The organism is Bradyrhizobium macuxiense (assembly GCF_001542415.1).
In the GTDB taxonomy this organism is placed as follows: Bacteria; Pseudomonadota; Alphaproteobacteria; order Rhizobiales; family Xanthobacteraceae; genus Bradyrhizobium; species Bradyrhizobium macuxiense.
This window is the reverse complement of record NZ_LNCU01000057.1, coordinates 17707-28747: the sequence shown is the minus strand read 5'-3', so window position 1 is coordinate 28747 and position 11041 is coordinate 17707. Positions and strand designations below refer to the sequence as shown.

Annotated in this window: 9 protein-coding genes; 5 read left to right on the top strand and 4 right to left on the bottom strand. The window is 61.5% G+C overall.

Annotated elements, in window-relative coordinates; translation table 11 throughout:
* The first annotated feature begins 61 nt into the window (after positions 1 to 61).
* From AS156_RS44530 to AS156_RS18100, 5 genes are all read left to right on the top strand, one after another.
* Positions 62 to 325, top strand: a complete 264-nt coding sequence (locus AS156_RS44530) for a hypothetical protein (protein ID WP_082747574.1) — start codon at positions 62 to 64, stop codon at positions 323 to 325.
* A 773-nt stretch (positions 326 to 1098) separates the two neighbouring features.
* Positions 1099 to 1458 (top strand): hypothetical protein, encoded by a 360-nt coding sequence (locus tag AS156_RS42135; protein WP_136626287.1) that lies wholly within the window; start codon positions 1099 to 1101, stop codon positions 1456 to 1458.
* 121 nt (positions 1459 to 1579) lie between these two features.
* Positions 1580 to 2830 (top strand): efflux RND transporter periplasmic adaptor subunit, encoded by a 1251-nt coding sequence (locus tag AS156_RS18110; RefSeq protein WP_066506980.1) that lies wholly within the window; start codon positions 1580 to 1582, stop codon positions 2828 to 2830.
* Between the two features lie 23 nt (positions 2831 to 2853).
* On the top strand, positions 2854 to 3549 hold the full coding sequence (locus AS156_RS18105; RefSeq protein WP_066506978.1) for an ABC transporter ATP-binding protein: 696 nt from the start codon (positions 2854 to 2856) through the stop codon (positions 3547 to 3549).
* A 22-nt stretch (positions 3550 to 3571) separates the two neighbouring features.
* Positions 3572 to 4807 (top strand): ABC transporter permease, encoded by a 1236-nt coding sequence (locus AS156_RS18100; protein ID WP_066506976.1) that lies wholly within the window; start codon positions 3572 to 3574, stop codon positions 4805 to 4807.
* Between the two features lie 351 nt (positions 4808 to 5158).
* Here the strand turns inward: AS156_RS18100 and AS156_RS18095 are convergent, their stop codons facing one another.
* From AS156_RS18095 to AS156_RS18080, 4 genes are all read right to left on the bottom strand, one after another.
* The gene (locus tag AS156_RS18095) at positions 5159 to 6802 is read right to left on the bottom strand and encodes a sugar transferase (protein ID WP_160331109.1); all 1644 of its coding nucleotides are present in this window, start codon (positions 6800 to 6802) and stop codon (positions 5159 to 5161) included.
* Between the two features lie 50 nt (positions 6803 to 6852).
* A complete protein-coding gene (locus AS156_RS18090) occupies positions 6853 to 8268 on the bottom strand; it encodes a right-handed parallel beta-helix repeat-containing protein (RefSeq protein ID WP_066506972.1) in 1416 nt (471 codons plus the stop codon).
* Positions 8265 to 9644 (bottom strand): O-antigen ligase family protein, encoded by a 1380-nt coding sequence (locus AS156_RS18085; protein WP_066506971.1) that lies wholly within the window; start codon positions 9642 to 9644, stop codon positions 8265 to 8267. The genes AS156_RS18090 and AS156_RS18085 overlap by 4 nt, the downstream gene beginning before the upstream one ends.
* A gap of 69 nt (positions 9645 to 9713) precedes the next feature.
* Entirely contained in the window at positions 9714 to 10964 is a 1251-nt protein-coding gene (locus AS156_RS18080) for a polysaccharide biosynthesis/export family protein (protein ID WP_283807929.1), read from the bottom strand.
* Positions 10965 to 11041: the final 77 nt, after the last annotated feature.

Genomic DNA, 11041 nt, shown 5'->3' with positions numbered 1-11041 from the left:
AGCCGCGCCTGTGGCGGCTCCCATCACCTTTCAGTTCGCAAGCGCGATGAGGAGGGATCACATGCATCCGAGGAAGCGTCTTTCGATCAAGTCAGCGACATTTGGGGGGATTGCAGCCAGCGTCCTGTTAGGGCTTGCTGGCGTCACCCTCAATCCAGCGCCGGCCAACGCGGTCGTGTACTGCCAATACGTTGGTTATCCGCACGGTTGCGTTGCTAGGGCCGGCGTCGTGCTCAGGCCTCGGCCGGTGGCACGTGCTGCGGTCCGGCACCATGCCGGCGGCAATTTAAACGGGGGCGTCAATCGCATTGGAGTGCGGCGGTAAGGGCTGTTTAGCGGGCCGCTCGTCTCGCGCCCGCCTCCCGCCTCGCAACGCGCCCCGCCCATGCGCGCAAACGACGTCGTCGGCACCAGACATCACGCCGGCCGAACGCGCATCAGCGGGCGCTGCAGGAGCACGGGGACCGGTGACCGCAGCAACAGCCTTGAAGGCGTTCTTACAGGCCGGAATCGCCTTTTAAGATCAGTGGGGCGGTTTAGGTGGATTTGTAGGAACGCGCGTTGAAAGCATTGGAAAAAACGTCAGACTTCCAAGCCAAATACGAGGGTTCGATTCCCTTCACCCGCTCCATCCTGCGATTTTCTATCCCGTCCGACGCCTTTCTGCGATCTGGCTCGCTTTTGACCGCCGCGCTCGCTGGCTGACGTCCTTGAGACACAGACCGATCTCGACGACTGGCTTGTTCTTCTCATCTTCGGAGCGGAGCTGCCGATCTGGCGCCAAAGCTGAACGCCCTTGTGAGAGGCCTTCCGGGGCGTAACGCCACCCGAGTTCACGGCGGACGTATCGACCCGTCGCGCCTGGCGTAGGCATAGCTTCAAGGATTCGGGCATTCAGAAGAAGGCATTGTCCACGATTTCGGGGTCCACGATTTCGATGATTCTGACTCCTCTGTCAGAAACTAACTCATTCGTCATCGCGGACATTGCAGGTTATTCCGCGAGAAATAGGAACCGTGGCAGATCAGCTGCATTCATGCGTTCGGCGCTGTCAACGAATTTGGCGCCTTGGCAAACGCAAACGTAGAGGAGTTGCCGATGAGAGAACTCGCTATCATCGTGGTAGGCGTATCCTTGCTTGCGGGCACGTCCCCGATCCAGGCATCCGACCACCTATTCACGGCTGTGGGTGCCGGTGGCCTGACCACCTCCAGCAACCCGTTCGTCAAAACCAATGGACGGCCAGCCACCATGGTGCCAGGGCAGGGCAGCCCGCTGTCCGGTGCAGATCACACAACTCCAGCAGTCGAAATGGGGTCGTTGCTTACGCACCATTTCACAGAACCCAACACGAATGCGAATCCCGGCAACGGCACCCTGAAGACACCTAAACCGGTCATAGCGGGAAAGACCGCGCCCTCAAGCAACAGTCCGCATACCGCAGTCTTCATACCCTGATCCAGTCGACGGCGATTACTTCGAATCCCGACTGCGGCGGCGCGCACGCATCTCAGGCTCCCTGGGCCTCGTCGCGCCGCCTGCGGCACCGGAAGGAAAGGCGGCTACGCCTGGTCTCAGCATGGAGCACCGCATCAGTCAGCGCGGCGAGATCACCATTCGTACCGACAATCAACCGAACTTCGCTCGAAGCCTTCTGGTGCGTGGAGGGTTGGGAATTCTTGCGATTGCCGTCACCTTTCCGTTGTGGGCGCCGGATAGTCCGGTCTCCGCAATCGGGGACGACCATGATGATCTGCGCTATGTCAGTATCGCCCGCGACAATGTCGTTCAGAATGTCGTCGCGTCCGGAACGCTCGATGCGGTTGATACGGTCGAGGTCAGCTCACAGCTCTCGGGTCAAGTCGCCAAATTGATGGCCGACTACAATTCCCGAGTTCGTGCTGATGAGCCGCTTGCGACGCTCGACAGCGCGATCTTCGAAGTCCAGGTCAAGGAAGCGGAAGCCGCGCTTGCGGTCGCACTGGCGCAACACGAGGAGGCCAAGGCCGCCGTCGAGGGGGCACAGGCGCGCCACGATGATGCCCTCCGCGATCTTCAGGTCAAGAGCACGCTCAGCAGAAGCGGCACTGTCTCCCAACGCGACGCCGAGCGCGCGCAGATGGCGGATCGGGCGCTCGCATCCGAATTGTCCGCGGCCAAGTCGCGCGAGCAGATACGGGCCGCCGGAGTCATGGCCGCGCGTGCGTCCCTCGAGCGAGCTCGAATCGATCTCCAACGGATCACCATCAAGTCGCCGATCGATGGAATTGTCATTCGGCGCAGCGTCGAGCTTGGCCAGACGGTGGCGGCGAGCCTGCAGGCGCCGACACTGTTCACGATCGCGCGCGATCTGTCGGACATGCGCGTTGATGCATCGGTGAGCGAGGCCGATATCGGCGCGGTGCGAACCGGGCAGCGCGCCTTGTTCAGCGTCGATTCTTATCCGGGCCGCACGTTCGAAGGTCGCGTGCTCGAGATCCGAAAAGCGGCACGGATGGTGCAAAACGTGGTGACCTATGCGGTGATGATTTCGGCGCCCAATCCCGATGATCTGCTGCTTCCGGGGATGACCGCTGACGTCCGTATCGTGGTTCAGGAACGACGAGACGTAATGGTTGTTCCCAACGCCGCACTGAGTTTTCGGCCGACCCGTGACCGCGCAGACAACCCTGCCCCCGGGAAGGGGGTGGTCTGGGTCCGCACGAAATCCGGCCAACTGGAGCCCGCTACCGTGTCACTGGGCGCGACCGGCGATTCGCTGACCCAGATATTGTCGCCGGATCTCAAAATGGGCGAACGGGTCGCCATTGGTTATCGAAGTAAACCCTAGTCGAGTAGCCAGCTGGTGAGCACATGAGTTCGCTCGTCACCCTCGATCATATTCACAAACAGCACCGGCTCGGCAATCAGACCGTTCACGCGCTTTCGGATGTCTGTCTGGAGATCAATCGTGGAGAATTCGTCGCCGTCGTGGGCCCATCGGGATCGGGAAAATCGACTTTGCTTTCGATCCTGGGCTGTCTCGACCGGCCCTCATGCGGGAGCTACTATCTCCACGACGAAGATGTATTTGCGCAATCGAAGATTCGGTTGAGTGAGCTGCGCAATCGGCACATCGGCATTATCTTTCAAGACTTCAACTTGTTGCCGCGCCTGACCGCGCTCGAAAATGTCGCTTTGCCGCTGTTCTATCGACGCGAGCCAATGCGGAATCCGACCGCGCGGGCTCGTGCTGTCCTTGAAGAGGTCGGTCTCGGCACCCGGATGCGCCACATGCCCGCACAGCTCTCGGGGGGCGAGCAGCAGCGCGTTGCAATCGCGCGGGCGATCGTCAACGATCCCGACCTTCTCCTGGCCGACGAGCCAACCGGGGCATTGGATACGAGCACGCGCGATGCCATTCTCGCGCTTCTTGACGTACTGCAGCGCGCCGCACTCACCGTCGTGCTTGTGACCCACGACCCCGAGGTCGCAAGCTACGCGCGGCGTACGATAAGGCTTCGGGACGGCGCCATTATTGGCGACACGGGATGTCGCGGCGCTGCATGAACTTCGACCGGCGTAGGGCCAAATGCGATCGCTCAGCTATGTTCATCTGGCGTTTCGATCGGTGCGTGCGCACATATCGCGCTCCATTCTCGCCGTGACCGGCGTTGTCATCGGCATTGCTGCTGTCGTCATCGTGGTCGCGGTGGCAGAAGGCGCGCGTGCCGAGATCTCGAGGCAGATAAACTCGCTCGGATCAAATCTGTTGCTTGTGCAACCCGGCGCGCAGGTCGCAGGGGGCGTGCGACAACCGGCGGGCACCGTCCTCTCGCTTACGACGGCCGATGCGCTGGCGATCGCCCGCGAAGTCCCTGACATTGTGATTGCGGCACCGTTCGTCGGCGAAGAAAAGACGACAATATCCGGAGACTTGAACTGGTCGACTCTTGTTGCCGGTGTGACGCCGAAATTCTTTGAAGCGCGGGGCTGGAGGGTCGCGGACGGTCAACTCCTGAATGACGACCATGTTGCATCGGCTGCAAAAGTCGTCGTTATCGGCCGCACTGTGGCCCGTGAACTGTTCAAGGGCAGCGACCCACTTGGCCGTTTCGTCCGCATTGAACGCTCATCCTATCTCGTGATCGGAGTGCTTGCCGAGAAGGGCCAGGATTTCACCGGTCGGGACCAGGACGACGTCATGTTTATCCCGTTGTCGTCCGCGAAAATCTTCACAATTGGACGCAGTCAGGTCAACCCGGAGGCAGTGCATACGATTCTCGTGAAGACGGAGTCCGCTCAGTCGATGCAAGCAGCGGAAACGGCGATTGCCCGCGTCCTGCGGCTGCGCCACAAGATTGTGGGGCGCAAGGCCGACGATTTTCGCATTCAGAACCTCATCCAGGTTGCCCAGACTAGCGACCGAGCCTATCGCCAGTTCACCTCACTGGTGTCCACGCTTGCGGGAATCTCTCTGCTGGTCGGCGGCATCGGCGTGATGAACATCATGCTCGTATCGGTCACCGAACGGATCAACGAGATAGGAGTCCGGCTGGCGTTCGGCGCCCGCCCACAAGACATCCGCAGGCAGTTTCTATTGGAAGCGGTGCTCCTGTGCACCATCGGCGGCCTGTTGGGACTCATTGTTGGCTACGTATGCGCACGCGCGATTCCCTCCGCGTTAGGTTGGCCTATCGAGTTCAACGGGCAGATGGCGCTGATCGCGATCGCCTGCTCCAGTCTCGTCGGTGTTGTCTTCGGTCTTCTGCCCGCTGAGCGGGCTGCCCGTTCGGATCCGGCGGCGCTACTAAGGTCCGGGTTGTAGTGGCAAGACCACGCGCTAGCCAGCGTAAGCAGCGTTCGCCGAACGCCGCCCCGAACGTTTGTCGTCTGGAATTGGCGGCCCCAAAGGCGTCCCATGAAACGTCCAACAAAGCGTCCAACACAGGAATTCGTCGGCGCACTTCACCCGCTCCAGTGTTTTCAGCGGCTTAGCGCTTCAAGACCGTCTCATTCCGACGAGGCGCGCGTTCCCGATAGGCCCCGAGAGTCGATCCTTCGTGTGCCAAACGAAATCGTTTTCCGATCGCTGCCCATCGGGCGACGAGCGCTTACGCATTGAGGTCAGCCGGCGATCGCTGCGTCGCGCGCGTTCTCAGTGATTACGCCTGAACGGTCAGCGTGCGCCCCTGGCACCGAGAACAGCAGGGATGGTCTGCAACAAAATGTAGAGATCGAGCGAGAGCGACCAGTTGTTGAGATAGAACATGTCCTGTTCACGCAACATCTCGGAATCGCCGTTGCTGCGAAAGGAGACCTGCCAAAGTCCGGTGATGCCTGGCAGGACACTGACCCGGAGCGATTGGAATTCCTTGTCGAAATTTTCGGCGTGATAGGCGGGAAGGGGCCGCGGGCCGACCACACTCATGTCACCGCGCAACACGTTCCAGAGCTGCGGGAGCTCGTCGATGCTGGAGCGACGCAGGATGTTGCCGATGAAGGGCAGGATGCGCGGATCGGAGCGCAGCTTGAAGAAGCGTTGCCATTCAGCCTTTGCTTCGGGCTCGCGTTTGAAATGTTCTTCGAGACGTCGCTCGCCGTCCGCGTACATGGTGCGCAGCTTGAGCACGTTCACGCATGTACCGTTGTGCCCGATGCGTCTCTGGACGAAGAAGGCCGGTCCTGGATCGACAAGCTTGATCAAGAACGCCGCGATCGCCACGACCGGAAGCGCCAGCAACCCGACCGGAATGACGATCAGCAGGTCGAATATCCTTTTCGGCGCGCGATACTGCAAGAACTGGTTATTGCGACGGATCTCGAGGCCGGTGATCGAATCCATGACCCAGGCCCGGAGCCATCGGCCCCGGATGTTACGGACATCCTCCAGTAGCATGAAACGGCAAGACGGGGCGAATGCGCGACAATCACTCGGGACCGCCGCCAGGTCGCTCGTCGTCGCGAAAATGGCGACTTCAGCGTCCCTTGCCAGCCGGAAGCTGCCGAAATCGGTCGTCGATCCGATCACCGGCAGCGGAAAGGGCTCGTTGCTCGAACTGCCGCCAGCGGCGTTTTCGATGAGGCCGACCGGCTTAAGTCCGAGGTCGGGCCTGCGCGTGAGGAGTTGGGCCAGCTTCAGGCAATCGCGGTTCGCGCCGACGAGGACGGTCGGCGCGCCCCACAAATCCGCGTAAATCAGGAGACCTCGCGTCATGCCTTCAACGTAATGGCCGATCATCAGCAGGAAGGCCGCGTAGACGAACTGCACGATCACGAAATCGAGCACGTTTCGCGCCGGCAGTCCGGCGACGATCGAGATGATGACGAAACCCGCAACACCGATCACACGTTGCCGGAATCGGTCGTAAGGCCCGGGACCGGATCCGGTGTAAAGCCCGGCAAAGAGATAGGCGAAAATCGAGAGCAGTGCGACGGCGCGCTGAGGCGGCGGCGAAGCGAGCCCCGACATGCTTACGAAGAGGTGGGTGCATGAGATCGCGGCCAACGCCGCGACGAAATCACCGCAAGCGAGCGATGCTATGACCAGGCATCTTCGACACCGATGGACGAGCCTGAAATCGCGCGCACGCCGACTACGAGAATTGAGTCGCGCGGGGTGTAATGGATGCAGGTCGAGCCCCTCGTCTGCCATGCTGCTATTTGCTTCCATTCGATGCGGCGATCGACGGCGCGCTGCAGTGCTGCGCTTCGGATCTCCGCGAGGGCCACACCGTCCGCGCTTGCGGTGGTGATCGATAGTATCCACGCAGTCGCAGATGTACCCACTGGAACGAGGTAGTAACTCCAAATCGTCGCGCATGCTTGAATGCTTTGTGGAGTTGCACACCCTGCGTGCGGCGCCGCGACGCATCAATAGTTGATCAGGCTGCCGTGCTGTTCGAGCCCGGCGCGGCGCAGTTCATCCCATCCGAGAATGGCGTGCCCCCATTCGAACCTGACTGGCGCGTTGCGCGGCACGCGGTAGGTATTATCGTCGAATAGGTTGTTGCCGTTTTCGATGATCAGGGAGTTCTCGTCGTCCGGTTCGACATCGGAGGCCGCGCCGGCACAGGCTGCGCCCTCGAACGTCGTATCGTTGCCGTGGACCTTGTTGTTGCGCGTCTTGTAAGTTGCGCCCGAATGTGTTCGACGGCCCTGGTCCACAAGGACGATCCCGCATTTGCCGTCATCGACGATGAGCGTGTTGCCGACGATCTCCACGTCTTGCGATGCCGCGACAAGGATGTTGTCGCCCCACAGCCCCGTCTTTCCGGTGCCGTTATGGCGAACAATGTTGTTGCGGATGATCGCCGAGAACGAGATCTCGTGAAAAATCCCCGCATCCCGGTTTCGCTCGACGAGATTGTCCTCGTAAGTGACGTTGCGGCACTCGATGTCACACCACAGGCCGGGGCCGTGATTGTCGTGCACATAGTTGCCGCGCAAGACGACGCCTTCGCTCACCGCCAGCTTGACGCCTCCGGCCTCCCAGTTGGAGGAGAACTGCCGCGTGTTGTTATCCCAGATCTCGTTGCGCGCGATCACAACGTCGTGGCCCACACCCGTGATGCCGATCTGGCCGTTGTGGTGAATATTGCAGTCGTGAACGCGGGTGCCCGATCCGGCCGCGACGCCGGCCGCGCTGTTCAGCCGCACCTCGCAATTCTCCATGATCCAGCCGATCGCCTCCTGGGCCTGGATCGCACCCTTCTGCGCAACGCTGGCGTATTTCTCGATCGTCATGTTCCTGATGAGGACGTCAGGAGCGCGGCTCTCGAAGGCGAATGAGGCGACGGTGGCTTCAACCTTGTGACCGACCGGGTTGTCGGCGAAATAGATCTCGGAGGCCGCATGATCGAAATAGAATCGCCCTGGGCCGACATCGGTTTTCGCGAGCACCTGGACGAGCGCGACGTCATCGATAAACAAGCCCTCAGGCAGGTTGCACGCCGGCGCTTCCTTTGCGCAGCTTCCTAGTCTTCGTCCCAGCTGGTGCTGGTTACCTGCGACCCAATAGCCATTCTCCTGGCGGAACTCGGTGATGAGCCGGCTGCCGTTCAATATCGTCCGGCCCTCGCCGTAGAAGCGTTGACGGGCGCGCGGACGGATCGCCTGAGCCCGGTGCGTTCCGTTCTTAAGGCAGAAGGCCGCGCCGTCTCCGGCCCGGTCGACGGCGGCCTGAATCGATGCGCCCGCTTCGATCGCGATCGCGCCCGCGGGGCAGGGCTCATCGATGACGCCGGACCGCGCCGGCGCGACGGCAAGCCCGTACAGAAGTCCCGTCAACGCGACGGCAAGCCTCCGAGCGCAGGCCGAACCTCTTGTGCGAGCCGGACCTTCCATGGGTCGTCAACCTGCCGATAGCGGTAGATCATCGTCGCGCCGATGCCGAATCCGATCAGGCACCAGAACCAGATGCCCTGCATCGGCCCCTCGAGCGCGACATCGAAACTGGCGTTAACCACGCAGGACGCGGCATAGCAGGCGATGAACAGCAGAAGGCTGGCCCATCCGGCCTGTCCGCGGCGCAACGCAAGCATGATCGCGCGCAGCAACGCGGCGAACCAGGCCGCCAGGAAGGTGCCCCATAGCGCCACACCCGGAATCCCCGCGCGCGCCAGGATCGTCATGTTGCCGTTATGAGGGCTGCGCAGCGGCCGCTCGTCATGTCCGCTCGCGTAGCCGTCTTCGACAGCGAGATTGACGCCAAATCCGCGGCCGGTCCAGAAATAGCGCCCGTACACCGTGTTATCGATGATGATGCTCCACCACTTCTCGCGCCACTCCTTGGTGTCCTCGGTCTGACTGCCGCCGTGGCCGATAATGCTCGCAACGTTGTCCATGAGTTGTATGGTGCTGACCCTCCGTTCCGTGGAAGAGCGCGCTTCCTCGTAGTTCGAGACGCTGGTTTCGAGCAGAAACGACACCGCAAGCAGCACGAGCCCCGACACGGCGGTGACAGCCAGCATCCGTATCTTGCCAAGGACAAGGGCTGCCAGGACCACCGGGACGATGTAAGCGAGCATTGCCGCGCGGCTCACCGCACTGACCTCCACCAGTGCGGCGAGCAGGCAGATCGCCCAGATCAGCGTCACCCTGCGAAAACCTGCCATCGCAAACACGGTTGCGCCGGCAATATGCGTGGCGACCTCGCCGGCGCCGATCACGATCAGGCTGACGTCTGTTCCCGGCAACTTCGGCAGCTCGTTGCCGAAATAGAAGCTGAGCGGAAAGAGAATAGGGACGGCGGGGACATAAACGTTCAGAAAAAGCTTGTAGTAACGAATAAGCGTATTGATCCGGCGGAAGTCTTCGATCAGGAGCGCCGCGACGATGAAGGCAAACCCGCCATACATCACGATGACGCTGTCGCGGAGCGCGTCGAAACCGTAGGTGCCGACGAATGGCACAGTGCGCAACACCGTCCAACCCATCAAGGCGGTGAGCAGAAGGCTCGGTCCGAACGCCAGGACGGCGATGATGCAGCCCGATCGCAACAGAATAAGGAATCCGGCGACGAAGCTGAGTTCCCCGACGAAAAGGGGGGCATAGCCGACATAGGCAAAGCCCTTCCCCATCATCGCATATCCCATCAGAACGCAGCAGAGCGCCAGAAGATAGCGGTCACTCAAGGTCGCGGAATATGGAACAGGCGAATTCATGCAGCGTCACGGGATGAGATTTGGGGTGGTGAAGGCAGCCGTCGCAGCCCATGCCTGCTGCGACGGCGGCTACCGGGAAATTGGGGCTGATGTTCCCGGGGCCTGCGCCTCCTCCGTGTTGCGGGGTCGTGATGCCGACGGCCCGACGGCCGCCTCGTCGTGTGGCACCAGCGGAAGCATATCGGTCTCGATGTTGATGACGTCGCCAGGTTCGACCGGGGTCGTCTCAGTCGCGTTCAGGACGACCGTGTGGCCGTTCTCCATGCGTGAGATGCTGATCTGGCGTTTGCCGTTCTGAGCCGCGCCGCCGGCGTAGCGTAATTTGACGTCGCGATACCTGATGGCGGCGGGCAGGGCGACCTCCAGTTCGGTCAGGCGGTCGCGGGTTTGCTGCAGTTCGGTCGCGACCTGTCGCTTGAACGCGGCGTCGATCTCCTGAATCTTGAAGTCGAGTTCGGCAGACTGCATCTGCAGGCGCGAGACGTCGGCGTGCAATCTCCAGACGTTGGCTTCCTCGTTTGCCTCGAGCACGCGGAACTGAAAGTCATTGGTCTTGGTTCCGAGCCCCTGCGCCACGAGGCTTCCGTAGCGGTCGACTTGCTGGCGGATCAGCTCGAGTTGCTTCTTTCCGGCGTCGCTCTGTCCGTTGTCGGCATCGATCTGCTCCTGCAGATGCGGCTTCTGCGACCGGAGCGTTGCGATCTGATCCCGCAGGATCGTGGCCTGGGACGAAAAAACATCCTTCTCGTTCGCGACCATCTCGACGGTGTCCTTGTCGTCGGTAGAGCCCGCGAGATCCGGCGGTGTAAAACTGTCTTGCCCGTCGCGTTGCGCCTCGAGCCGGGCTCGACGCACGAGCAGAGTGCGCTGTTGCAGGGACAATTGACGGACGCGCTCTTCCGCCGCCATGAAATCGGCCACGGCGGTGCTCCGCAGCACTTCTGCAGGGCCGAAACCGCCGGCGAGAGCCACGGCACTTTGCACCGTGCTGCCGTAACGGAACGGATAGGCTCCAGGCAGGCGCACGTCGCCCAGCACGTAGAGCGGACGCAGCTCGGCGATGCGCACGCTTACCGAAGGTGCCTGCAGGATCCCGTCGGCCAATCGTTCGCCGATACGTCTCTGGCTTTCGAGCGTCGTCAGCTCCTTGACCTCGACGGGGCCGATCAAGGGCATGCTCACGGTGCCAGCATCATCGATGAGGAAATCACCGGACAGGTCCGGCTGCCCGAACACCGTGACGGTGATGCGATCACCCGGTGCCAGACGATAGGCGCGGCTGTCGGCCTCACCGGCTGACGCAATGGTGGGAAATAGCACCGCGATCAGGAAGATCGATTGCAGGATGCACCGGAACACGGCTGCAACGCAGGTGCTCCCGAAAATCGTCGAACTGA